The sequence below is a fragment of the Alicyclobacillus fructus genome (assembly GCF_017329605.1).
GTDB classification, from domain to species: domain Bacteria; phylum Bacillota; class Bacilli; order Alicyclobacillales; family Alicyclobacillaceae; genus Alicyclobacillus; species Alicyclobacillus fructus.
On sequence record NZ_JAFMTY010000013.1, the window covers coordinates 1 to 25,006 of the forward strand.

Consider the following 25,006-nt stretch of genomic DNA (forward strand, 5'->3'; position numbering starts at 1 on the left):
ATTGCCGAACTCTAGGGTACAGGAAAGCGGTGCCGGGGTGGTCAACTTTTCGGTTGTCAATGTACGCCCACGTGGTCAACTTTTACGTTATCAAACACACCTCCTTGAGATGTGTGATTTTTGTCCAACTCACATTCTACCAAAGAGGGCCCGGATGGCTCTTTATGTTTTCGGTTGGCAGCCCCTTTTTGATGAGAAAATAGAGGCTCTCCAATTTTCATCCGCCTCTTGTGCCCAACCGGGCATGGAGATTTACACATGATATCGGACACAACTGTATTCGTCGCGGGCGAATCTCCTGTGTAGACCTCCATGTCAATTTTGACACCACGGGATCGAGGGTTTTGCAGAATTCAATTTCTAACGTTTAACTGACTATATGTAGCGGGCTCCATGATAATTAGACGCTATATATGGTGCGCAGGCCGCGCGCAGGAGTCATTCTGCAAAACCCTCGCGTAATAAGCACAGACGAAATGCCAGCCTTCTACGTGAACAAAAGAAGATTAAGGTTGCCAGAAGGGGCACTAGTTACTGCCCATGCCGGGCGCACCACAAAAACAGGCATGCGCCTCTCGATGGGGAAGCGCATGCCTGAACGGCATTCGGGTGTGAGGCGATTGGCGTCTTATTACTTGAGGTTGATCCACACGCTCTTGACTTCCGTGTAGTTGTTGAGCGCATACGAGCCCATCTCGCGCCCGATACCCGACTGCTTGTAACCGCCAAACGGCGACGCCGCATCGAACACGTTGTAGCAGTTGACCCAAACCGTCCCCGCTTTGAGCTTGCTCGCGATGTAGTGCGCTGCGCGGACGTTCTCCGTCCACACGCCTGCCGCAAGCCCGTAGTGGGTGTTGTTGGCGCGGGCGACAACTTCGTCGAGATCCTCAAACGGCATGGCTGCGACGACCGGGCCGAAGATCTCCTCTTTTGCGATGGTCATGTCGTCGCGGACGTTGGCAAAGATCGTCGGCTGAACGAAATAGCCGCGCTCCGTCGCTTTGCCGCCGCCGGTGAGGACCTCAGCTCCCTCTTCAATGCCGCTCTCGATGTAGCCCAATACGCGGCGCTCCTGCTCGTCGCTCACGAGCGGGCCCATCTGCGTCTCTTGATCGAGCCCCGGGCCTTGTTTGATGTTTTTCGCGAGGTTGACGAGCTCGGAGACGACGTTGTCGTACGCCTTCTTTTGAATGAAAAGCCGCGAACCCGCGCAGCAGACTTGCCCTTGGTTGAACATGATGCCCATGAGCGCCCCTGGGACGGCCCGGGACAGGTCGGCATCGGGGAGGATGATGTTCGGCGACTTTCCGCCAAGCTCAAGCGTCACGCGCTTCAGCGTCTTCGAGGCGCGCTCCATGATGAGCTTGCCGACTTCCGTCGAGCCCGTGAACGCGATCTTGTCGACGCCGGGGTGATCGACGATCGCCTGTCCAGCCGTCTCGCCAAACCCTGGCACGATGTTCACGACGCCTGGCGGGAACCCAGCCTCTTGGATGAGCTTCGCGAGGTAGAGCGCCGAGAGCGGCGTCTGCTCCGCCGGCTTGAGGACGATCGTGCACCCCATGGCGAGGGCCGCGCCGATCTTCCAGCACGCCATGAGAAGCGGGAAGTTCCACGGAATGATCTGCCCGACGACGCCCACGGGCTCGTGACGCGTGTAGTTGAAATACGGGCCAGCGACCGGGATCGTCTGCCCGACAACTTTGGTCGGCCAACCTGCGTAATAGCGGATGTGCTCGATCGAGAGGGGAAGGTCAGCATAAAGCGACTCGCGAATGGGCTTGCCGTTGTCGAGCGTCTCGAGCTGGGCGAGCTGGAGTTTGTGTTCTTCCATTAGATCAGCCAATTTATAAAGCAGGCGGCTCCGATCCGCGGCGCTCATGCGGGACCAAGGGCCCTCCTCAAACGCGCGCCGCGCCGCTTTGACGGCGAGATCGATGTCGGGGGCGTCTGCTTCGTAGACGGAGACCAGCACTTCTTCGGTCGCGGGGTTGACGGCGTCAAACGTCTTCCCGGATTGGGAGGGGACAAATTCGCCGTTGATAAAGAGCCCTTTGGGGCCACTCTTAAGAAATTCGACGACGTCCGGGTGAAGTGCGCTCGCGTGGACTTCTTGGACCGACACAATCGTCCCTCCTTTTCATTCCGAAAACGACGCATGAATTCGCTTTCACTCTCATCATATACCCGATATCGTACCCCGCTCAAGTCCGAGATCGTGTGTAAAACTCCCCAAGGATTACAGATGGATTCACTTCTAAGGCGGTAGACTCCAAAAACGTGAATTACTTTGGCCAAAGGGGCACTGGTTACACTTCAAACACGATTCGCGCCTTAGCTGCACCAGATTCTACCTCATGGAAGCACTCGTTCACTTCGTCTAAACGACGTCGTTCATAAATAACTTTGGTCAGCCCTGATGCATGGATGTCAAATACCTCTGCAAGATCTAAACGCGTACCTACGATCGAACCCTGAATATGAATAGCGTTAAGAACAGTTTCAAAAATGGGAATCTTGACATAATTGTCCGCCGGAAGAGCGACAAACACGACAGTACCACCAGGACGTAAACAACGGTATGCTTGTTCAAAAGCTTTTGGCGAAACTGCTACACAGATCGCTGCGTCAGCGCCTCCGAGTTTTTTAATTTCCTCCACAGGATCCTGTTTTTTTGCATTGATCGCTATATCAGCCCCGAGTTCTTTTGCTAGATCGAGCTTTTCATCAAGCAAATCAACCGCAATCACAGTTGCCCCGGCGACCTTTGCATACTGTAAGGCCAGGTGCCCCAAGCCTCCGATACCGAATACAACTATTAGAGATGACGGTCTCGCGCCAGACATTTTCACTGCCTTGTACGTGGTTACTCCAGCGCAAGTCAGGGGTGCCGCATCAAAAGGATCCACACCCTTGGGAACGATACCCACATAATCCGCATAAGCTTTAGCATATTCCGCATAAGCTCCGTCGAGAACATATCCAGTTTGTTTCTGGCTTTGACACAATGTTTCCCATCCACTTACACAATAACGACAATGCCCACAGGCATACCCAAGCCATGGAATCGCAACTCGATCACCTTCTTTAACTCGAGTGACCCCCCTTCCAACACTTTCAACAATACCCACACCTTCATGCCCAGGTATAAAAGGAAGTTTTGGCTTTATCGGCCAATCTCCATGAGCAGCGTGGATATCAGTGTGACAAAGGCCAGAAGCTTCAATCTTAACGACGATTTCGCCTTCACCGGGTACAGGCTTAGGAACATCTTCGATTCGCAGGGGTTCTCGAAAACCGTGAACAACAGCAGCTTTCATTCTATCTCATCCTCCTCAAACAACGTCCACAAACCGACCACCAAGCCGTAAGAGGTTGAAAAATTCCATTCATCCTCACCATGGGAGAGATTGTTTTGTCTTCACCAGGGCCTACATCGTCCTTTTCGACACCCCCCTTGACATTTCTCATAGTTCAATAGTAGCGTTGCTACAAGCGCTTTCAATTGTTATTATTTATTTTTCCTTGACACTATATGTCCTTTTTCCTTGACACTATATGTCCTGAGCCTTTTGCAGAATCACAAGTCCTTGTGCGACAAGGGCTTTTTGAACATAGAGGAAGGAGGACTTCACGGCTGCAATGGAGAGACATCGATTTAGACACGGGCCTAATACAACTAGAACGAACTCGCTACAGACCAAAAGGAGGTCAAGATTTTTTGGGTCCGCCAAAGACATTTGGAAGTCGTCGCCGCATTGTTGTCACGCGAGAAGTGGTTGATGAACTCCGGAGATGGAAACAATCGCAGCAAGAAATTGAGCGCGAATCGTGGACTCCTGAATCGTTTGTAGTTCGCCTCCCGAACTCCGCGCCACCGTCACCTGCCTCCTTTAACAACGCGATTCAAATTGCAAGAAAAGAGCTTGGGTTACCACCCGTTTCTTTTTCATGGATTGCGACATACTCATGCGACATGGTTGCTAGAAAGCGGGGTCGATCTCAAGGTTGTGAGCGAACGTTTAGGGCACAGTTCGATTACGGTTACGGCAGACATTTACGCCCATGTGACGGATGCACTACAACGCGAGGCGATTGAAAAACTGCAGCGAATGATGCGTTCGAGACGCGCAAACAACGCTGACTCTGATGATGACGAAGACTTGTAACTTTCTTGTTACCGCCTGTGATCAGGAACCGCCGAAATCCCCCTTCTTGCAAGGGATCTCGGCGGTTCGCAATCACACCATTAATGGGCCCACCAGGGCTCGAACCTGGGACCAACCGGTTATGAGCCGGCCGCTCTGACCGACTGAGCTATGGGCCCTTGCGCGTCTCCTCACAGTATATCACACAGCGACCATGTTGTCACTGCTCGGAGGAGCGCGCCGCAGGCGCCCAAAGCTGCCGCGTCGGTTTCACAGGCCGTCCGCGGATCAGGCGAACGTGAGGGGCCCAGGCTCAAGCCCCTCGAAGAGAATGACCCGCGCGGGCGCGGCGTCAATGCCGGTAAGTTTGAGCGGCAGCGCAATCATGAAATACGCGCCCGGTGGCACATCCTTCAGCCGCAACCCCTCGAGCACCACGATGTCCTTCGACAGAAGGGCCACGTGCGTCGCGTGGTCCGGTTGGGATCGCTCGACGCCAAGGCCGTCCGTTCCCACGCCGCGCACGCCGATCTCGGCGAGGTAGCGGGCGCCGTCTTCCTTCAGGTAAATGAACTCGAAGTTGAACGTCTCCTCGAACGAATTGCGCGTCTTGAAGAGGAGAAACTCGCCCCCCTTCGGCGCGTGCGGCTCGAGGTCGGCCCGCGTAATCCCGTCCTGGACGCCGGTCAGGTCGATCACGCGGCACGGGCCGATGAGCTTGTCCAGTCCGACGGCCTCGATGGTCTTGCCGCCGGGCACCATGTGCAGCTCGGCGTCGATGTGCGTGCCGGTGTGCGCGTCCAAGTGCAACCGGGTCTCGTGCGCAGACCCGGTTTGGAAGTCGGACGTGGTTTCGAAGCTCGGCCGCTTGTCGTCCTTGTTCTTGTACACCTGCATGCCCTCGTGGATCAGCATGCTCACGTCGTACACCTTTGGCATTTACCGCTTCACCTCCACGAGGTGGCCGACGGCCCGCTCCAGATCCTGCATCGGCGACTCGTTCCCGTAGAGCGGCCACCACAGGCCCGGGTTCGGCTGGACGAGATCGTCCGAAGCCTTCGGGCCCCACGTGCCGGCCTTGTACGTGTCAAGTGGCACGCGATCTTCGGCGAACGCGTTGGCAATGGGGTCGACGAACTTCCACGCGAGCGCCACCTCGTCCCAGCGCGTGAAGAAGGTCGAGTCCCCGTGCATCGCGTCGTGCAACAGGCGCTCGTACGCCTCGGGCGACTTGTCGGCCGGCTGGCTGAACTCGAGTGCAACCGGCACCACGACGTTGTCCGTCCCCGGGCGCTTGACGTTGAGCTGCAGGTACATGCCCTCCACGGGGTTGATGCGGATGACGAGCAGGTTTGGGCCCAGCTTCCCGTCCTGGTTGAAGTACAGGTGCTCCGGCATGTTGCGGAACTGGATGACAATCTCGGTCGACTTCTTCGGCATCCGCTTGCCGGTGCGGATGTAGAACGGCACGCCCGCCCAGCGGAAGTTGTCAATAAAGAGCTTCGCCGCGACGAAGGTCTCCGTCTTCGAGTCCGGCGCGACACCCGGCTCCTCGCGATAGCCCGGCACGGGCTTGCCGTCGATCTCGCCCGCCGCGTATTGGCCGCGCACGACGTACTGCCCGACCTCGTCCTCGCGATACGCGCGAAGCGATCGGAGTACCTTCACCTTCTCGTCGCGGATGGCCTCCGTGTGCAGGCGGCTCGGCGGCTCCATGGCGACCATCATGACCATCTGCAGCATGTGGTTCTGCACCATGTCGCGCAGCGCGCCGGCTGTCTCGTAGTACGACGCCCGGTCCTCGACGCCCACCGTCTCGCTCGACGTGATCTGGACGCAGGCGATGGAACGGTTGTCCCAAAGCGGGCCGAACATCGAGTTGGCGAAGCGGATCACCTCGATGTTCTGCACCATCTCCTTGCCGAGGTAGTGATCGATGCGGAAGATCTCGTCTTCCGAAAACGCGGTCGACAGCTCCTGGTTGAGCTCCGCCGCGGACTGGTAGTCGTGGCCAAATGGCTTCTCGATGATGAGCCGACGCCAGCCCTTCGTGTCGGCGAGCCCCGCCTTCTTCAGGTTGAGCGCCGTCTCGCCGAAGAAGCGCGGCGCCATCGAGAGATAGAACAGCCGATTCCCGCCGTGGTCTTTCTCTTTCTCGATCTCGGCCACGAAATCGGCGAGCTTCTTGAAATCGCCCTCGTTGTCGACGTTGCCCGCGATGTAGTGAATGCGCGGCGCGAGGCGCGCCCAGACCTCCTCCTCGACGCCCTCCTTCACGAACGAATCAAGCGCCTTGCGCACCTCGTCGCGGAACGAGTCGTCCGTGTAACTGCGGCGCGCGGTGCCGACGATGCTCATCCCGTCCGGCAACAGCCCCTTCTTCTCGAGCTGATACAGGGCGGGGAACAACTTGCGGTGGGCGAGATCGCCCGTTGCGCCGAACAGCACGAAGACGTGCGGCGGCACCTGCCTGCGGGTGTTGACCTGGCTCTCCACTCCCATAGCACTCCATCTCCTCTTTGTATATCAGTCCGCTTCCATTCTACACAAAGTCGTCACAGACATACAGAGGCCGAGCGGATGCCCACTCGGCCGTAGTCTTCGATCTTTTGTCCGATGTTATGTCGCGTCCCGCACGGCCTCGTTCTCGCGCTGCTGCTCGCGCGCGAGCTGCCAGCGCAGGTACGCGTGAATGAACGGATCGATCTCGCCGTCCATGACCGCCTGCGTGTTCGACGTCTCGTAATTCGTCCGGTGATCCTTCACGAGCGAGTACGGGTGGAACACGTACGAGCGGATCTGGCTGCCCCAGGCGATTTCCTTTTGCTCGCCGCGCAGCTGCGCGAGCTCCTGCTCCCGCTCCTCACGACGCTTGGCCGCGAGGCGCGATTTCAGGATCTCCATCGCGCGGGCGCGGTTCTGGATCTGGGACCGCTCGCTCTGACACGTGACGACAATCCCGGTAGGAATGTGCGTGATTCGCACCGCGGAGTCGGTGGTGTTCACGTGCTGGCCGCCCGCTCCAGTGGACCGGTACGTGTCGATGCGCAACTCCTCCGGCCGGATCTCGATGGAGTCGTCGTCCTCGGCGATCTCGGGGATCACGTCCACCGACGCGAACGACGTGTGCCGCCGCCCCGACGCGTCAAATGGGGAGATGCGGACCAAGCGGTGCACGCCCTTCTCCGCCTTCAAATAGCCGTAGGCGTTGTGACCCTTGACGAGGAGCGTGACGCTCTTGATGCCCGCCTCTTCGCCGGGCAGGTAGTCGAGCACCTCGACCTTGTAGCCGTGATCCTCTGCCCAGCGCGTGTACATGCGAAGGAGCATCGAGGCCCAGTCCTGCGACTCGGTGCCGCCCGCGCCGGGGTGCAGCTCCAGAATGGCGTTGTTCTTGTCGTACTCGCCCGACAGCATGAGCTGCAGCTCGAACTCGTCCATCTCGGACTTCAACTGTTCTGCCAGCCGGTTGGCCTCGGCGAACAGGTCGTGATCGTCCTCCTCCTGCGCGAGCTGCAGCGCCACCTCGGCGTCCTGATGGAGCGACTCGAGCCGCTTCATCGTGTCGACGACCGACTTCACGCCGTTCATCTCCGCGATGATCTTCTGGGCGCGGTCGGGATCGTCCCAGAAGTCGGGCGCGGCCATCAGCGCCTCGAGCGTCGCGATGCGGTGTTCTTTGCCCGCGACGTCAAAGAGACCTCCCGAAGTCCGCCAACCTGGTGGCCATGCTCTTCAATTCCTGGCGAAGCTCGCCGTACGTCTCTGCCATGTGGCTCATCACTCCCTGCGATGTTTCGGTCGTTATTGTATCAAACGGATGGCCGCCGCGTGCGCGATCCGGACGATAGTCACACGGCCTCTGGCCTGCCCCGGCAATGACGCGAAAGGCGAAACGCACGGCTGCACCCTGTTCTGCGCAGGCGCCGCGGATCGCCTCGGACCAGCTGGCCCGCCGGCACCCTCGCGTCAAAGGCGCAGCCGCCGCTTGGCCCTCGCCCGCGGGATGACGCCGTTGGATGGCGCCGCCATCAGCCGCCCTGCACCGGCACGGCGCCGTGCGCCACCGGCTGCTGCGGGACGGCCTGGACGTTCGCCTTGAACACGTACAGGATGACCTCTTCCTCGATGGAATGGATCATCGCTTCGAACATCTCGAAGCCCTCTTTTTGGTAGATGACGAGCGGATCGGCCTGCCCGTACGAGCGCAGGTGCACGCTCTGGCGGAACTGATCCATCGCGTCGATGTGATCCATCCACTTGGAGTCGACCGCGCGCAGCAGCACGAGCCGCTCGAGCTGGTGCATGATCTCGCCGAGCTCCTCGCGGCGCTTATCGTAATTCTGTTTCCCGAGCTCGAGGAGCCGCGCCTTGATCTCGTCCCGATCCAACTTGCGCAGCTCTTCCACCGTCACCTGGCCCGGGTGCAGGAAGTGGTGCTCCGCGTACTGGATGAGCGCCTGCAGGTCCCAGTCCTCCGGCACCTGTTCCTCGGAGCAGTACACCTCGAGCATGTGATCGATCAGATCCTCGAGCATGCCCTCCATGATGCTGCGCAGATCCTCGCGCTCGAGGATCTGGCGGCGCTGGCGGTAGATGACCTCGCGCTGCTTGTTCAGCACGTCGTCGTAGCGGAGCACGTGCTTCCGGAGATCGTAGTTGTTGCCCTCGACCTTCTTCTGCGCCCGCTCGATGGCGTTGGTCAGCATCTTCTGCTCGATGGGCTGATCCTCGTCGAGGCCCAGCCGATCCATGAGCCGCTTGATGTTGTCTGATCCGAACAGACGCAGCAGATCGTCCTCGAGCGAGAGGAAGAACTGGGACGATCCCGGATCCCCTTGGCGCCCCGCGCGACCGCGCAGCTGGTTGTCGATCCGCCGGCTCTCGTGCCGCTCGGTGCCGATGATGTGCAGGCCGCCGAGTTCCGCCACGCCCTCGCCGAGGATGATGTCCGTGCCGCGGCCCGCCATGTTCGTGGCGATGGTCACCATGCCGCGCTGACCGGCGAGCGCCACGATCTCGGCCTCGCGCTCGTGGTGCTTCGCGTTCAACACTTGGTGCGGGATGCCGCGCTCGTGGAGCATGCGCGAGAGAAGCTCCGACTTCTCGATGGACGTGGTGCCGACGAGCACCGGCTGCCCCTTGGCGTGCCGACGCGCCACCTCTTCGACCACCGCGCGGAACTTGGCCCGCTCCGTCTTGTACACGACGTCGTCGAGATCGACGCGGATCATCGGGCGGTTGGTCGGGATGACCACCACGTCCATGCCGTAGATCTCGATGAACTCCTTCTCCTCCGTCTTCGCGGTGCCCGTCATGCCGGCCAGCTTCTCGTACATGCGGAAGTAGTTCTGGAGGGTGATGGTCGCGAGCGTCTTCGACTCGTTCTGGACCTTGACGCCCTCCTTCGCCTCGATGGCTTGATGCAGGCCCTCGCTGTACCGGCGCCCGTGCAGGATGCGGCCCGTGAATTCGTCGACGATGTGCACCTCGTCGCCGATCACGACGTAATCCTTGTCGCGCTTCATGAGGCCGTGCGCCTTCAGCGCCTGCGTGATGTGGTGCATCAAGGTGACGTTTTCGGGATCAAACAAATTGTTCACGCGGAAGAACTGCTCCGCCTTCTTCACGCCCGACTCGGTCAGGTTGGCGGTGCGCATCTTCTCGTCGACCTCGTAGTCTTCGCCCAGCTTCAGGCGGCGCACCAGCATATCCGCGCGAAAATACAAATCGGCCGACTTTTCAGCCGGTCCCGAGATGATGAGCGGCGTCCTCGCCTCGTCGATAAGGATGGAGTCCACCTCGTCCACGATGGCGTAGTGCAGCTTGCGCTGGACCATGTCCTCGAGCGACATCACCATGTTGTCGCGCAGGTAGTCGAAGCCGAACTCGTTGTTGGTTCCATACGTGATGTCCGCGCGGTACGCCTCGCGCTTCTGCGCAGGCGTCATGTCGGGACCGTTGTAGCCGACCGTGAGGCCCAGGAACCGATGCACCTTGCCCGTGTAATCGGCGTCGCGCTTCGCCAGGTAGTCGTTCACCGTGACGACGTGCACGCCTTCGCCCGTGAGCGCGTTCAGATACGCGGGCAGCGTCGCGACGAGCGTCTTGCCTTCGCCCGTCTTCATCTCGGCCACGCGGCCCTCGTGCAGAACAATGCCGCCCATGAGCTGCACGTCGAAGTGGCGCTGGCCGAGCACGCGCTTCGCGGCCTCGCGCACGACGGCAAACGCTTCAAACAGCAGATTGTCCAACTTTTCGCCGTTCGCGAGCCGCTCGCGGAACTTCGCCGTCATCGAGCGCAGCTCGTCGTCCGACATCTTTTCAAATTCAGGCTCTAGCGCATTGATCCGATCCACCATGCGGCGCAATCGGGCAATTTCGCGTTCGTTCGAGTTAAACACTTTTGCAAGGAGTCCCACCGATCGGTTGCCCCCCTATGAGCGATGAACTTCTAAAGCATGATTGTACCTCACTGGGGAAGCCGGAACAACAGCGGATTGGAAAGTGGAGGAGGGGATTTCAGGGAGAGGGGCGCTTGTCGCAAGCGCCCCGTGGCGAATCGTTCAGCGTTGCGATCAGAGTTGCGGTTCGATCAACCCATAGTCGCCGCTCCTGCGGCGGTAGACGACATTCACCTCTTCTGTTTCCGCATTCATGAAGACAAAAAAGTCGTGCCCGAGCAGCTCCATCTGAAGGACGGCTTCTTCCACGTCCATTGGCTTGATGGGGAACCGCTTGACGCGCACGACCCTGATGTCTTCGTCCACATCCGCCGCTTCGCGTTCGGCCGCTTTCACCTGAGGCCGCATGCCGCGGGCGCGGAACCTGCGATTCAGTTTTTCTTTATACCGATGAATTTGTTCTTCCAGCTTATCTGTGGCAAGGTCGATGGATGCGTACATGTCCGGCGATTTTTCTTCCGCCCGGAAGATGACTCCGTTCACGAACACGGTCATTTCCACACGGTGGTCCAAGCCCTCGACAGCCATCGTCACGTAGATTTGCTTGTCCGCCTCGCGGTCGAAGTAGCGTGTGAGACGCGCGATCTTCTTGTCCACGTAATCCTGCAGTGCGGCTGTGACGGCGATGTTGTCGCCATGAACCTGTGCCTTCATCGACAACCCCTCCTTCGTGGGTGCATCCATTATAACGCGATCGCCACGAAAGAGAGTTGAAATTCTGTGGCATTTGTGGATGTTCAGGCGCGGAAGTTGGTGAGCCCCCCGGAGATGCGGGGCTGCATCTGCGCCTCACGCAACGCCTCGGGCGGGATCTTCATGATGACCTGCCCGGTCGCCTGATCCACGATATTGATCCAGATTTGGTTGGCCGGTTCGTCATGCGCAATCTGCACGTTCCAGTTGTCGTGAAACGTCGTTGAATAGGAGCCTGCACCTTCATGGTCTGAACGGAGCCAAGCGGCAGAAGCCTGTTCCGACCCTGCGGCAGCACGCGTGCTTGCGTCTACACTCACGGACAACTCCGCGGATGTCCGCGACGTCGCCTGAACCCCTGCGATCCCGACAACCTCCAACCTCGTCCCCTCCCGCATCTGTGTCGAACACGCCCGCGAAGCGGAGCTCGGGTTCATGAAGTGGGGGATGTCGACTCAAGCTGCTGTAATGCCTGTTCCCAAGCGTCCCGCAGGCCCTTGACCATGGGATACTGAGCGTCAATGGGTTCGACCGATTTGTTGACGTTGGCCTCAATCAACTGGCGCAAGAAGTATTGGTAGAGGCTCCTTAAATTATGCGAGATTTCGTACTGCATGTCCAGGGTGTCGTGTAACACCTGAACGATGTTCTGGGCCTTCATCAACTGGCGGTGAGCCAACTCGTGATGGCCCTCCTCGATGGCCTTGCGGGCAATTTGCAGCGCAGAAAGCCATCCGTCGTACAACAGCACGACCAGTTTCTCACGCCTGGTTTGAACGGCTGTCTCTTTGTACATGGAGGCCGCTCGCTGATACGATTGCATGAAAATCCCCCTACCCCTGTAGATCGATGTGCCTCGACACGCCCCGAAGCACGCGGGCCGATCGAAGCAGAGACCGGGTCGCCCGGATCCGCTCGACGCGGTGCCGGACCTGCTCACGCCGGCGAGACAACAGTTGCGCGATCTCGTCATTTTGCCGGAGGATGTCGCGCAACAGAGGTTGAATCGTTTCGCCGTCCGTCGCATCGCCCTCCATGGACGTCCACGCGGCGAACAGCGCGTGGCGCTCAGCCAAGAGCGCGCGCACCCGTTCAGACGCCCACGCGTCGTCAGCGACTCGTGCCGCTTCAATCACTTGTGCACCGACTTCGTACATGCGCGTCAAGCACCGGTTCGCGTCCATACGCTACATCTTCCCATCATCCGCTGGAACTCGAGCTGCCAAGCATCGAGCTGATGTACGCCGATTGCGTGTTGATAGCGGCGATCTGCGATTCCATGCTCGCAAACTCCTGCTCATACCGCTGCTGAAGTTGCTGGAGCTGCTGATCCATCGCGAGCGCCTGGCGATCCATCGTCACGACCTGTTGTGCCAAGAAGCCCGTGTTGTATGCATCTTGACTGAACAGGGTCAACAGATCCGCGGTCGGATCGATCAGCGTGTAGGCCAACAGGTTCGACGTGTTGGAAGTCGACGAACCGCTCGAGTTGGTGCTGGTCGTGGCCGATGTCGGATCGTACGTATCTCCGGTTCCAGCCTGCTGCCGAATCATCAACACGGCGTTCGTCACAACCGTGTAAAGTTGTTTCGCGATCCCTTGCGTGGAATTGACGGCGGACGAACTCGATGAACTCCCTGTGGTTGACCCGCTTCCCGTGAACAGATTCATCACGGCCTGCGGATTCGCCTCGACCGCTGCCTCGAGTTGAGCCGTATTGATTTGCAAGAGCCCGTAGGTGTTCCAGCCCGTCGTGGTCACGCCCGGCGCGGTCGCACCACTACTGACGCCGGTCAGCGGATCGATGGGCGTGATACCGATGGAGGCAAGCGAATTGATGTCCGTCTGCACGCCGTTGATACTGGCCGTACCCTGCGACGGCAGGACTGTCGAGATGACGTTCTTCAGATTGTTCATCACCGATCCGAGCAGCGGATCGTTCTCAAGCATGCCGGCCTGGGCCTTCTGCATCCACTCCGTGACCTGATCCGACGTCATCTGCTGCGCCTGGGCCGCGGTCAGGGGAAGATAGTCATAGTTCCGAACGGTGTTGTACTGGATCTGCATGTATTGCAGCGTCTCATTGTACTGCTGCACAAAATTCGTGATGGCCTGCACAATCGCGTTGACGTTGGTCGATACCGTCACGTTGACGGGGGTCGACGTCACACCGTTCAGCGAAAAGGTGGTGTTGTTGAACGTCACCTGGTTCGACTGACTCGACGACGCATACCCATTGATGGTGTAGTACGCATTCTGGGCGAGCTGGAGGCCTGCGGCTTGTGCACTGCTCGCGTATGAGCTCGGCACACCCAGCACCGTCGCTTGGTCCTGATAGTTGGTTGGATCCGTGACGCTGATCCCAGAGTAGAGCGTGATGTCGCTGGCATTCGTCACACCCGTGCCCGTGATGGGCGCACTGGCGTATACGTAATCGACGTTGAGCGACGTGGCGCCGTTCGACTTGGCGGTGACGGTGAGCTGATTGCCACTCGCGGTGCCCGTCGCCCCCTTTAAGGCGCTCGCCACCGCAGAGGCGATGCTTGACGTCGTCTTTCCGTGAACATCAATGGCGGTGATGTTGGAACCCGTTGGCGCCTGGCCTTTCGAGCTGTCGTAGAACTCGATCTCCTGACCCGCGACGTAGAGTATATCGCCCGCACTCGGCACGCTGTTAAAGGTCATGGTATCTGTGGTGGGCGTCGATGCGGTGCCGAGCGTTTCTTGGCCGACCACAACGCCACCGTTTGCAGGTTGGTACGAGGTCGTGAAATTCCCTGCGCTTCCGGTCGTATTGGCATTGAGGATGACCTGCGTGCCGTTCGGAGCCACGGTGGCCGTCAGGATAGACGACAACGACGAATTGCTGTTCACGGCGTTTGCGATAGCCGACGCGATCGCGGCCGGCGTATTCGCCGTACTCAGATCGATCCCGAGGCCGCTCGCAGGGGCGCTTTGTCCCTGCGCACTGTTATAAAACGTGATGGGCGTCCCCGCGATGGTGAGCACGTCGCCGGCACTCGGCATCTGGGACACGTTGAGCGTCTGGCTTGCCGTCTGCGCGCCGGACAGCGTCAGCGTGGAACCGTTGTACGTCGCCGTCACGCCCGTCTTCGCCGATTGCGCCGTGATCTGCGCGGCGACGGTCTGCAGCGATTCACCGGATGCAAACGAGAACGTCACGCCATTGATGTTGACGATGCCACCCGCGATCCCGCCCGCCGGAGACAGGGTGGGATTCAGCGTCATGGGCCCGACGGCCTGCAGACCGAACAGTTTCGAGAAGATCCCGTTTGCGTCGTTCGAAACCTCGATCAGCGCGCCGCTCCCTGTGGACGTGGTCTGCAGCACGACGCGGCCCGTGTTTGAATCGTAGAATCCCGATACGCCCGCCGCTATGTTGGCGGAGATTTTTTGAAGGATTGAGTTGATGGTGTCCGTCGCCGGGTTGACCGTGAAGGTCTGGCCGTTCAGTGTGAAGGTCAGCGGCGCGGTGCTCGACGATGAAAGCCCCAGCGGGTTCGGCGAAAGCTGATTGATGGGCGTGTTCGCGTAGTTCGGATCCGTGGACAGCGTCGACGCCGAGGCCAGCGTGGCACCCGACGCAAGCTGTTGCACCGTGACGCTGTACGAACCGTTGGGCGACAGCGTGTTGGACGATGCCGAAACGAGTGAGCTGTTGGACGAGTTCGTCGTGTTTTGGAGAAAGGTGGATTGCAGTTGTAACGACGACAAATTGCTCTGCAAGTCCGCCAGCGTGTTGTTCACGCGCTGATAACTCTCTTGCTTCCACAGAGTAATTTGCCGTTGTTGCAAAAGCTGAATGAGCGGTTCATACGCCATCTGCATGTAGCCTTGGACAATGGCGTCCGTGTTGATGCCCGATGCCAAGCCCGAGATCCCCGTTCCCGGCGTGAAGCTGATGGAATTGCTCGAGCTGGACGAGCCGGATGAACCGCCCATCAACGAACCGACGTATGTCATCTCATCGCCACCTTTCTCCTTGACGGGCGGGGATGAAGTGCCGCTTCACCCCCGCCAAGACATTGAATCAGCCCAGGAGTTTGAGCACAAGCTGCGGCTGCTGGTTGGCCTGCGCCAGCATGGCCACCGCCGCCTGCTGCAACACGCTGTTCTGCGTGAACTGCGCCATTTCCGAAGCCATGTCGGCATCGGTAATGCCGGACTCGGCTGAGGTGAGGTTTTGGGCAGACGTGTCGAGGTTGCTAATGGTCGACTGTAGGCGATTCTGGACAGCGCCGAGGTTGGCCTGCCAGGTCGTCACCGTCTGGATGGCATTATCGATGGTCTGAATCGCCTTGTCTGCATTGGAAACCGAGGTAATATCGAGAGCTGCCTCATCTGGATTTCCAGATGTCCCGTTATTGACATCGTTCGTCCCACCATACGCAGCGCCGGTGGCAGCATCTTTAGAATTGGCAACTCCCGTAATCCCAAGCGCGGCAGCGCTCATGTTGGCAATCGTAACATCAATAACCTGCCCTGTATTGGGACCAATTTGAAGCGAAATCGACGGAGCCGGGCTTACCGCGAATGTAATGGTGTCACTCGAAGAGGTTCCCCAACTGTAGGAGCCTGGGTTGAACAGAACGCCATTCCCACTTCCATCCTCGAGCACGACAGCTCCACCATTCGAGCTAATCGCTACGGCCGTTCCCGGGTTAGAGGTTGTTGCTCCGCTGCCGTCCGATAGGGTGGCAAAGTCACCCTGAGCATTTATGGCTGAATTATAGGTGAAGGTGTCGCCCTTCTGCGGTGGGTTTGAGCTTGACCAACTAACGCTAAACGTAAGACCGTCGAACGTCGCTGTGTACGTGTTGCCGCTCGGGGTGCCGCTCAAGGCACTCCAGTTGTTACCCCCGTCTGTACTAACGTTCCAGTTTGTTCCGTCGTAGTAGAACTGCAAGTCTCCAGCTGCGATATTCGAAGTCCCTGAGTACGTCCCGCTCAATGTGACAGTCTCTGATCCGTTACCATTCAATGGCGTTGAGCTTATGGATGTAGCCGTTTGGTGATTCACAGTGACTGTATAAGTGCCAGCCGCCAATCCAAACACACCTGACACCGAGGCATTCTGCAACACCTTGCCTTGGGAAGTGACACTCGCCGTCAGGCTTGAGCTCCCATCCAGCAGATTCTGGGTGTTGTACTGCGTGGTCGCCGCAATATTGTTGATCTGATCCGCCAACTGATTGAACTCAGCCTGCAGATCCTGGCGATCCGACTGCGTGGTCGTGCTGTTGGACGCCTCGACGGCCAGCTGGCGCATCGTCTGAAGAATGCTCAGCGTCTGGTTCAGAGCACCCGAAGCGGTTTGAATCATCGAGATGCCGTCCTGCGCGTTCTGGGACGCCTGATTCAGGCCCTTGATCTGCGCCTCCATCTTTTGCGAGATGGCATAGCCGGAGGCGTCATCGGCCGCGCTGTTGATCCGCTTGCCCGTCGACAACTGTTGCAGCGCATTGTTCAGGGCGTTGGAGTTGGAATTGAGAGCCGACAAGGCGCTCATGGCACCGAGGTTGTGCCCAATGATGAGTCCCGACATGGATCCCTCACCCTTCAAGTTTGGATTCGCCCGTGCCCCTGCACGGCGCGTTCACCTTTTACATCGGAAGGTTCGAGAAAATCTTGCATGCGCGCGGCGTTATCATGTGCCTGGCCTCAAAAAGTTGACCAGCGACATGGGCAGCGCCTGAGCGCCCACTTCCAAACTCGCCTGCTCCACGGCCGAGATGGAGTTGAGGTTCGTCAACACCTGCGCCATGTCGGCGTCGTCCACGTTGGACAGCTGTTGTGTTACGCTGCTCGAGAGGTCCGTCATGCGCGTCTGCATCATCTCGGCGCGGTTGATGAGCGCCCCCACATTCGCTTGCACCGTGTTCATGTTGTCGATCACGCTGTCCAGGTTATTCAGAAGGTTGTCCACCTGTGCATGATCCCCGCTGTTCAAAGCATTGTACAGTTGGGACAGAACGGAGAACGCGTTATTCGCCGCTCCCTGGCTGCCGAAAAACTGGTTTCCACTCACAGTGATAGGGAGGGTCACGCCGTTCCCCAGATCCATGTACACCTGGCCGGCGTTCGTCACACTCTGCGCCGGATCGAGGCTCCCGCTGACCTTGTCGGGCGTCAGGTTGGCTGCCTGTGCAGGGTACGGTGCCGACGCCGTGTTCGCGCCGTTGAAGATATACTGGCCGTTGTACTGCGAGTTCCCGATGGTCACCAACTGGTCGTACAGTTGCCCCACTTCGGAAGCCAGCGCCTGCATATCGCTCGCGGTCTCCGTCGAGTTGGCGCCTTCCACGGCGAGATCGCGCGCACGGCTCATCACATTTTGGGCCTCGTTCATGACGCTGCTTACGAAATTGAGCTGGGACTGGGCCGTCGTCGCGTTTTGTTGATACTCCTGATCGAACGCAAGCTCGAGATTGTCCGTCATGACGTTCTGAACGCCAATCGGATCGTCCGCAGGCTGGTTGATTCGTTTGCCCGTGGAGGCCTCGGTCTCGAGCCGGCTCAACTGCTGAAGATTATTCTCAATGTCGTAGAGAACCTGATTGCTAAGCATGCCCTGCGTGATACGCATGACGTCACCTTCCGTCAGACGTTCTGCATCAGTTGCGTCAGCATGGCGTTGATGGCCGAGATGATCTCCGCCGACGCGTTGTATGCCTGCTGATAGCTGATGAGATTGGTCATTTCCTCGTCCATCGAGACCCCGGACACGCTCTGCTGCTGATTCGAAATTTGCTGCAACAAGCTGGTCTGGACATTGACGGTGTTGCTCGCCTGCTGGCTCTGTAATCCCAACTGACCAACGACAGCCGTCAAGTAGCTGCTGAGCGATCCCGTCAGGGTCTCTGACCCCGTTGCGCTCGACCCCGAGGACGGATTCGGAAACTGCATCTGCTGATTGGCCATATTACCAATCAGCGTCGCGAGCGTGCCATCACCCGAAACGGCCACGGTATTGCCCGAACTGTCGGTCTGGGAGGTCGTTCCCGCCGCGAGATCGGACGGCTGGATGGCGACCGTTATGTTGGCGGCCGTGATGGGCTGCCCGCCGGCGGTTGCGGAGGACGTGAACAGAGGTTTTCCTTGGCCGTTCTCCGAATAACCCAGCGTCAGCAATTGATTGAGCCCGACGTTCTGCAGAACGGTTCCCGCGGGGAGCGAAACGGGCGAATTCACGTAATCCGAGAAAGTCGTCGGCTCTCCGCCCGGGACCTGAATTGTCATATTGCCGAAATTGGAAAGCGTAGCGCTCGACACAGTCAATGGACCAAGCAACGTCACCGTCATGCCGCCGAGGGACGTCGCAATTTTGGTTCCTGCCGGAATGGTGTAGGATCCGTTTGTCTCAACCAATCCTTCATTTGTGATGAAGTCCTGAAGCGATAACGGCTTCGTTCCGCCGCTTGGCGTGAACTCCATCTTGTTGTATGGCGGGCTGTTGACCAGCGAGGCCGGGATGGTCCAGCCGGACGTGAGCACCGTGGTGCCTGGCCCCGCGAGGCTCTGCGCGAACACGTCGAGATCGCTCTGATACGTCTGGACGTCCGCGATGGAATCCTGATAACCCTGGATCTGCCCGCCCTGTCCCGCCAGCACGGAGTCCGAACTTGAGGCGGAATCTGACGTGATGGGTACGATGCTCACGTCACCGGTGTCGCTCGCGATCACGAGATGATGCACGAGGTTCGCGGGCGGATCGCCGTTGGAGAAGTCGGTTTTCATGCCGTCGATCATCGTGACCGGCCCTGCGGAACCGGTCAGCGTGAGCGAGAATTGATCGTACGAGACACCACCTTGGGTGACGGTCTGGATCTGCGTCTGAAAGCTTGTGTACTGCGACAGCTGATTCAACAACGCGTCACGCTGGTCCAGAAGGCTGTTTGGCTGTTCGCCCAGTTGCTGCATCTTCGCGATTTCATTGCTCACCGACGCGATTTGGTCTAAAAGACTGTTGACCTGATTCACAGCGGAAGCCAGGGAGGATTGCAGATTCGACCGAAGCTGGTTCAACTGATTCGCCGTCTGGTTCATCACCTGCGTGAGGGTCTGCGCGGCGTCAATGACCGACGTGCGGGCGCTGAGATCGGACGGATTGCTTCCGAGCGTGTCCCACGCCTGATAAAACTGCGTCAACGCGTTTGAAATCCCGGTGGAGGAGGGTTCGTCCAGGATACCCGACACCTCGTTCAACGTGCTCTGCACCACATTCGCTTGATTGAGCACCGCATTTTGCACGCGGTACTGATTGCTCAAGAAATCGCTCTGAATCCGCTGGATCTGCGTCACCTGCGCGCCCTGTCCCAGCGCTGAAAGGTTGCCCCCCAAGTATTGCGGGATGGAGGGCATCTCCGAGATATCCACCACCTCGCGGGCATATCCGGGTGTGTCGGCGTTGTCGACATTGTGCGAGACGGTCGCCACGCCGGCCTGGGACACCTCAAGTCCGCGAAGCGCTGTCTGCAGGCCCAAAAACGTGCTCGGCACAAAGTGTCACCCCAATCCCAGTTCAACTTCTCACATCGATGAACCGTCCGCCGGACATGGCCGCCAAAGTGTACGGCCCAGTTCGAACGGTGCCCACGAGGGCCCGGAGGACGCAATCGGAGTACGCCTTGGCTTGCGCGGCAAGCGTCCCGATTTCATCTCGGAGACGCGCGACCTCGCGCAAGGTATTCATCAAGTCTTCGCCGACCTGGGCCAATGCATCTCGATCTCGGCCAAACCTCCGATCCGCGACGAGATCGCCCAAACGGACCTCCCCCGCCTCGATCCCCCGTTCAGCACAAAAGCGCGCCGCCCAATCCTGACGCCGCGCTTCGGCCTGAAGAATGGCATGGCACAATTGCCGGATGTGTTCCACACGCTGACTTGCAGAAGGAGCCCGCCCTTCGATGAGCGCTTTGCGCTGCTCCTGCAACTCTGCCACGAGCTGGCGCTCGAGTTGCAGCAACTCCTGCAAAAGGCCGAGCAACTCCTCCGATGTCTGCGCAGGCATCTCGCTCACCCTCGCACCGCCCTTCAAGCCTGAACGTCGATCACGCGCCCCTTGCGCAGCATCGCGTCCGCGAGCTGGTTCAGGTTCACCGGCGCCCCCGACTGCATCTGTGCCTTCAGCTCGTCGAGCCGCGAGCGTCCGGCGCCAGAGACCTCGCTCCCTTCCTGTGTCTGCGACTTCTCATGCGGCCCGTTCGCCGCGCGCGTGTAGGATGCGTATGCCGAAGGCCCGAGGCCAGAAATTCGATCCGGTCCCCCCATGGGCTTCACCGCCTCATTTCACCGCGTTTCACATAACCTCGTTATATACATCGGAAATCGGCGCCCGCTTCTTGCACGCCGCACACGATTTCTTTCCTCAGCCTGAGCGCTCGCCGTCCTCCAGAATGGCGCGCAGCCTCGCGAGCGCCTGTTTATGAATGCGGGACGCCTGCGACTCGCTGATATCCAGCACGTAGCCGATCTCCTTAAACGTCAACTCTTCCTGATAATACAGATAGAGCAACTGTTGCTCTCGCTGCGACAACTGGCTCAGCGCCTCGACCAAGCGGCTCTTTTCTTCTTGCGCGAGGAAGTGGAGTTCAGGTTGTCCCAGGCCCTCATCCGCCGGTTCCGGCCATTCACCTCGTTCCGCGAGCTCGTCCAGCGACGCCGGTTCCCGGATGCCTGTCTCCACGTACCATTCCGAAAGTTTGGACACGTCCACATTCATCTCCTGCGCCAATTCCGCCAGGGTCGGCTCGCGCATCAGACGCTGGGCCAGGCGCTCTTCGGCCCGCCTGATTTCCCGGTACTTATCGCGCACAGCGCGCGATTCATTGCGACACTTGGCGATCTCGTCGAGCATCGCGCCGCGCACGAACCACTTGGCATACGAGCCAAAAGTCGAACTCCGCGTCTCATCGAACGAAGCGGCTGCGCGATACAGCGCCAAGACGCCTGTTTGCGTCAGATCCGCCAGTTCCAAACCGACCGCCCGCGCCTGTTGGACCAACTGTTGTGCACAGCGATAGACGAGCGGCAAATGCTGCTCCACGCGTTCCTGCTCCCGTTGGCGACTCCACGCCTCATACGCTTCATAGGTCCGATTCAATGCCATCCACCCTCGCCCACAGGAACCAGGTGTTCATCGATGTCCACGGTGAAGCACCGCTATGACGGACGAAAGCCATCCGACCGACTGTAAAACCCGCCCTGTCGCTCCGCAGATGTCTTGCGATGCCCTTCCCGCGCGCGCTCCAACTCCTCCGCCATCTCCTTCGCGCAGTTCGTGCAAAGCCTGCCCGCCTGCGTCGGCGTGCCGCAGCGCTCGCAGGGGTACACCATGTTCGGGTTGTTCCGCAACACAAGCCGCCCGTCCCGAATGAACTCGACAATTTCCTCGTAGGTCACGTCGGTTCCGTTGGCAACCTCGTAGATGTTCGCCAGCGGATGCTGGCGCAGGTAGGCGCGAATCGTCGCGAGTTTGTCGTCCTCATCCTTGACACAGTCGGGGCAGATGTCGCGCCCGACGCGGTTGAACAATCGACCGCAGCGGCGGCAGTTGGCGATGGCCACGCTCATCCCTCCACCGACATGATTCGCGCTCCGCCGACAAATTCCTGCCACGCGCCTGCCGAAACGACGGCCGGTGCGCCATCGCCGCGCCATGGTCGGGATTCCCGGTCGCCCCGCAGCCGCCGCCCACGCCATCCCCGCTCCCGGTCCGCACCTCTGCCTTGCCACGCACAGAGCCCCTGCCGCCTGCCCCCGCCCGTCACTCCACCCGCGCGATCACGGCCGCATCCACCGCGCCCGCACCGGCCTCGTACAGCGCGGCCGCGCATGTCGCGAGGGTGGCTCCCGTCGTCATCACGTCGTCCACGAGCAGCACGCGGCGGCCGCGCACCGCGTCGGGGCGGATGGAGACAAATTGCCCCGCAAGCTCGCTCAGCCGGCGATCCCGGTCCTTCGCCGTCTGCGACCGGGTGTGGCCGGACGTGCCGAGGCGGGCAAGCCCGAGCGCACAGGGCAGCCCCTCCGCCGTTGCAAAGGCGCGGGCGACGAGCAGGACGTGATCGTACCCGCGCATGCGGAGCCTGTCCGGGGCCGTGGGCACCGGCACCACGATATCGGCCTGCAAGCGCGCCGGACGAGTGGCACAAAGGGCGGACACGAAAAACGGGGCGATCTCGACGACGCCGTCGTATTTGAACGCGCGGATGAGGGTGCGCACGAAGTGGTCGTAGACGAGGGCGCTCGCGACCCGGATTCGCCGCTTTCCGGCGCGAAGCGTCGTCAGCTGCGCCCGCACGGGCACGAGCGCGAGATTCTGCTGGCAGAAAGCGCATAGCCGCTGCATCGCGCCCCGCTCGCCGGCCCGCTTTTGCGCCATGTGCGGCGGGATGGGCCGGCTGCAGACGGCACAGGGCTCGTCGTTCGAGGGGAAGATCCAGTTGAGGGCCTGCTGCCACAGGCGATGAGCGAGAAAGGACGTGGTATACGCGCGCGCCATAGCTCCCAACCCTTCCCGGGCGATCACGGCCGGGCGTCGAGCCTGGAGAGCGTGAACCAGAAGTCGCTGCCCTTGCCCTCCTCGCTCTCGACGCCGACCTCGCCGCCAAGCGACGTGACGATGTGCTTCACGATGGCGAGCCCAAGGCCCGTGCCGCCCGAGGCGCGGCTGCGGTCCTTGTGCACGCGGTAGAACCGCTCAAACACGCGCGGCAGCGACTCCTTGGGAATGCCGATGCCGTTGTCCTTCACGTGCACCTTGACGCGATCGACCAACACGTCCCACGAGACGGAGATGCGGCTCTTCGGCGGCGAGTAGTGGATGGCGTTGGTCAGGAGGTTCAGAAACACCTGCAGCAGGAGATCCGGCTCGGCCCAGACGTGCAGGCGCTGCGGGCGCGGCAATTCGATGGCAATTTCCTTTTCGTCCGCGACTGGGCGGACGCGATCGACGGCGCGGACGAGGACCTCGTACAGATCCACGGCGACCGGATCCACGTGGCTGTCGCTCGCCTCGAGCTTCGAGAGCTCGAGCAAATCGGACACCAGATTGCCCATGCGAAGCGACTCCTCGTAGATGGTGCGCAAGAACTTCTGGCGCGCCTCCTCGTCCACATCGCCGTCGAGCAGCGTCTCAGCGAAGCCGCGAATCGCGGCGATGGGCGTCTTTAGCTCGTGCGAGACGTTGGCGACGAAGTCGCTGCGCATGCGCTCGAGGCGGCGCCACTCGGACACGTCGTTCACCAGCATGAGCACGTCGTGCCGGCCGTCGGCCTTGTTGCGCATGCGCGGCGCGGCGGAGATGGGCACGAGGCGCACGGCGACGGTGACCCCCTCGCGGATCTGGAACTCGCCGGACCAGGGGGTGCCGAAGAGCAGGGCGTGATCAATGGCCGAGCCGAGCTGGTAGTTGCGAAAGACGGTCCAGTGATCTCGGTCCTTCCACTGCTCCACCGGCCGGCGGAACAGCCGCTCGGCGGCGTGGTTGACCATCTGCACCTGGCCGTCGCTCCTGAGGTAGATGACGCCGGTGGTCATGTTCTGCAGGATGTGCCGGAGAATGTCTCGCTCCTGCGACAGATCCGCCAGCGTCTCCTGGATGCGCTCGGCCATGCGGTTGAAGTGGCGAAAGATGGCGATCTCGGCGGGGCGGCTCCGGTACTCGTACATGCGCACGTCGTAGCGGCCCTGGACGATGGCGTCCATGGCGTCGAGCAGGTATCGCCTGAGGCTGCGAAACCAGCTCATCTGCCACACCGCGAACAGCGCGCCGATGGCGAGCCCGACGCCGAGCCCGATGGCAAACGGGATCATGACCCGGACGTGCCTTCCGTGAACTTGTATCCGATGCCCCGCACCGTGCGAATGTACTTGGGATTCTTGGAATCATCCTCGATCTTTTCGCGAAGATGCGAGACATGGACGTCGACGATGCGCGTGTCCGTGGCGGCGCTGTATCCCCAGACGCGGTCCAGAAGCTGATCTCTCGACAGCACGTGCTCGGGATTCTCCATGAAGTATTGCAGGAGTTCGAATTCCTTGGGCGTGAACTCCACGAGTTGGCCGCGCACGCGGACCTCGTGGCGCGCCACGTCCATCACGATGTTGCCCGCGCGCAGCACCTTCCCGCTCGATGTGGGCTGGGCATCCTCCTCGCGGCTCTCGGTGCGGCGCAGCACCGCCCTGGCGCGCGCGACGAGCTCCCGCGGGCTGAACGGCTTGGTGACGTAGTCGTCCGCGCCAAGCTCGAGGCCAAGCACGAGATCTACCTCCTCATCCCGCGCCGTCAGGAGGATGATGGGGATCTTGACGCCCTCCTGGCGGAGGCGCCGGCACACCTCGAGCCCGTCCATCCCGGGAAGCATCAGGTCGAGCACGACGAGATCATACTTCGACGCGCTCTGCTTCAGCTTCTCGTACGCGACGCGGCCGTCGTCTACCGTCTCCACGTCGAATCCCGAACGACTGAAGTTGTATTCCACCAACGTGCGAATGGACGCCTCGTCGTCCACCACCAACACGGTAGGCACACGTTTTCCCTCCGCTCACTGGTACTGGCCTTATTGTAGCAAGAAGCGACAGACCTCGGCCACGATCAGGATGGAGAATTCCTTTGAATCTTGTCAAATCCATGCCAATATGTGAAACTTAATTCGGAAGCTAGAGGAAGTGGGT

Annotated in this window: 23 protein-coding genes and 1 tRNA gene; 2 read left to right on the plus strand and 22 right to left on the minus strand. The window is 60.0% G+C overall.

The genetic code is table 11. The annotated features are described in order from the left end of the window. The coding region (locus J3481_RS08045) for a hypothetical protein (RefSeq protein WP_206831602.1) at positions 1 to 262 on the plus strand (262 nt) is incomplete at its 5' end. A gap of 369 nt (positions 263 to 631) precedes the next feature. Here J3481_RS08045 and J3481_RS08050 read toward each other — a convergent pair. Further along, entirely contained in the window at positions 632 to 2,128 is a 1,497-nt protein-coding gene (locus J3481_RS08050; RefSeq protein WP_206831601.1) for an aldehyde dehydrogenase family protein, read from the minus strand. A gap of 184 nt (positions 2,129 to 2,312) precedes the next feature. Then, positions 2,313 to 3,323: an alcohol dehydrogenase AdhP gene (adhP, locus tag J3481_RS08055; RefSeq protein WP_206831600.1), complete on the minus strand. Its 1,011-nt coding sequence runs from the start codon at positions 3,321 to 3,323 to the stop codon at positions 2,313 to 2,315. Between the two features lie 606 nt (positions 3,324 to 3,929). Between adhP and J3481_RS15065 the strand changes: the two genes are divergently transcribed. Beyond that, positions 3,930 to 4,172, plus strand: coding sequence for a tyrosine-type recombinase/integrase (locus tag J3481_RS15065; protein WP_407929326.1), 243 nt, complete (start codon positions 3,930 to 3,932; stop codon positions 4,170 to 4,172). An 84-nt stretch (positions 4,173 to 4,256) separates the two neighbouring features. Here J3481_RS15065 and J3481_RS08065 read toward each other — a convergent pair. The 20 genes from J3481_RS08065 to J3481_RS08160 form a co-directional block, all read right to left on the minus strand. Then, positions 4,257 to 4,330, minus strand: a tRNA-Ile gene (locus J3481_RS08065). Between the two features lie 109 nt (positions 4,331 to 4,439). After that, positions 4,440 to 5,090 (minus strand): cyclase family protein, encoded by a 651-nt coding sequence (locus J3481_RS08070; protein ID WP_206831598.1) that lies wholly within the window; start codon positions 5,088 to 5,090, stop codon positions 4,440 to 4,442. Continuing rightward, the gene (zwf, locus tag J3481_RS08075) at positions 5,091 to 6,653 is read right to left on the minus strand and encodes a glucose-6-phosphate dehydrogenase (protein ID WP_206831597.1); all 1,563 of its coding nucleotides are present in this window, start codon (positions 6,651 to 6,653) and stop codon (positions 5,091 to 5,093) included. Positions 6,654 to 6,770: 117 nt separating this feature from the next. After that, positions 6,771 to 7,923 (minus strand): peptide chain release factor 2 gene (gene prfB, locus J3481_RS08080; RefSeq protein ID WP_206831596.1). Its coding sequence is split into 2 segments (ribosomal slippage): positions 6,771 to 7,844 and positions 7,846 to 7,923, totalling 1,152 coding nucleotides; the frame shifts between segments, so codons are not numbered across the junction. 259 nt (positions 7,924 to 8,182) lie between these two features. Further along, positions 8,183 to 10,573, minus strand: coding sequence for a preprotein translocase subunit SecA (gene secA / locus J3481_RS08085; protein ID WP_206831595.1), 2,391 nt, complete (start codon positions 10,571 to 10,573; stop codon positions 8,183 to 8,185). Positions 10,574 to 10,729: 156 nt separating this feature from the next. Continuing rightward, the gene (hpf, locus tag J3481_RS08090) at positions 10,730 to 11,269 is read right to left on the minus strand and encodes a ribosome hibernation-promoting factor, HPF/YfiA family (RefSeq protein WP_206831594.1); all 540 of its coding nucleotides are present in this window, start codon (positions 11,267 to 11,269) and stop codon (positions 10,730 to 10,732) included. A gap of 83 nt (positions 11,270 to 11,352) precedes the next feature. Next, complete coding sequence (locus J3481_RS08095; RefSeq protein ID WP_206831593.1) at positions 11,353 to 11,688, minus strand: flagellar protein FlaG; 336 nt, start codon at positions 11,686 to 11,688, stop codon at positions 11,353 to 11,355. Positions 11,689 to 11,741: 53 nt separating this feature from the next. After that, positions 11,742 to 12,131, minus strand: a complete 390-nt coding sequence (gene fliS / locus J3481_RS08100; protein ID WP_206831592.1) for a flagellar export chaperone FliS — start codon at positions 12,129 to 12,131, stop codon at positions 11,742 to 11,744. Positions 12,132 to 12,141: 10 nt separating this feature from the next. Next, complete coding sequence (locus J3481_RS08105) at positions 12,142 to 12,492, minus strand: flagellar protein FliT (RefSeq protein ID WP_206831591.1); 351 nt, start codon at positions 12,490 to 12,492, stop codon at positions 12,142 to 12,144. A 16-nt stretch (positions 12,493 to 12,508) separates the two neighbouring features. Next, positions 12,509 to 15,292, minus strand: a complete 2,784-nt coding sequence (fliD, locus tag J3481_RS08110) for a flagellar filament capping protein FliD (protein ID WP_206831590.1) — start codon at positions 15,290 to 15,292, stop codon at positions 12,509 to 12,511. A gap of 67 nt (positions 15,293 to 15,359) precedes the next feature. Continuing rightward, complete coding sequence (locus tag J3481_RS08115; protein WP_206831589.1) at positions 15,360 to 16,874, minus strand: flagellin N-terminal helical domain-containing protein; 1,515 nt, start codon at positions 16,872 to 16,874, stop codon at positions 15,360 to 15,362. 102 nt (positions 16,875 to 16,976) lie between these two features. Continuing rightward, complete coding sequence (flgL, locus tag J3481_RS08120; protein ID WP_206831588.1) at positions 16,977 to 17,915, minus strand: flagellar hook-associated protein FlgL; 939 nt, start codon at positions 17,913 to 17,915, stop codon at positions 16,977 to 16,979. Between the two features lie 14 nt (positions 17,916 to 17,929). Beyond that, entirely contained in the window at positions 17,930 to 19,828 is a 1,899-nt protein-coding gene (gene flgK, locus J3481_RS08125) for a flagellar hook-associated protein FlgK (RefSeq protein ID WP_206831587.1), read from the minus strand. Between the two features lie 22 nt (positions 19,829 to 19,850). After that, a complete protein-coding gene (gene flgN, locus J3481_RS08130; RefSeq protein ID WP_206831586.1) occupies positions 19,851 to 20,339 on the minus strand; it encodes a flagellar export chaperone FlgN in 489 nt (162 codons plus the stop codon). 23 nt (positions 20,340 to 20,362) lie between these two features. After that, on the minus strand, positions 20,363 to 20,599 hold the full coding sequence (locus J3481_RS08135) for a hypothetical protein (protein ID WP_206831585.1): 237 nt from the start codon (positions 20,597 to 20,599) through the stop codon (positions 20,363 to 20,365). A 97-nt stretch (positions 20,600 to 20,696) separates the two neighbouring features. Then, positions 20,697 to 21,437, minus strand: a complete 741-nt coding sequence (locus J3481_RS08140) for a sigma-70 family RNA polymerase sigma factor (RefSeq protein WP_206831584.1) — start codon at positions 21,435 to 21,437, stop codon at positions 20,697 to 20,699. A gap of 53 nt (positions 21,438 to 21,490) precedes the next feature. Beyond that, the gene (locus tag J3481_RS08145) at positions 21,491 to 21,901 is read right to left on the minus strand and encodes a TIGR03826 family flagellar region protein (RefSeq protein ID WP_206831583.1); all 411 of its coding nucleotides are present in this window, start codon (positions 21,899 to 21,901) and stop codon (positions 21,491 to 21,493) included. A 193-nt stretch (positions 21,902 to 22,094) separates the two neighbouring features. Continuing rightward, positions 22,095 to 22,832 carry a ComF family protein gene (locus J3481_RS08150; protein WP_206831582.1) on the minus strand — a complete coding sequence of 246 codons (738 nt, stop codon included), beginning with the start codon at positions 22,830 to 22,832 and terminating at the stop codon, positions 22,095 to 22,097. 23 nt (positions 22,833 to 22,855) lie between these two features. After that, positions 22,856 to 24,145: a two-component system histidine kinase PnpS gene (gene pnpS / locus J3481_RS08155; protein ID WP_206831581.1), complete on the minus strand. Its 1,290-nt coding sequence runs from the start codon at positions 24,143 to 24,145 to the stop codon at positions 22,856 to 22,858. Then, positions 24,142 to 24,861: a response regulator transcription factor gene (locus J3481_RS08160; RefSeq protein ID WP_206831580.1), complete on the minus strand. Its 720-nt coding sequence runs from the start codon at positions 24,859 to 24,861 to the stop codon at positions 24,142 to 24,144. The genes pnpS and J3481_RS08160 overlap by 4 nt, the downstream gene beginning before the upstream one ends. Positions 24,862 to 25,006 lie beyond the last annotated feature (145 nt).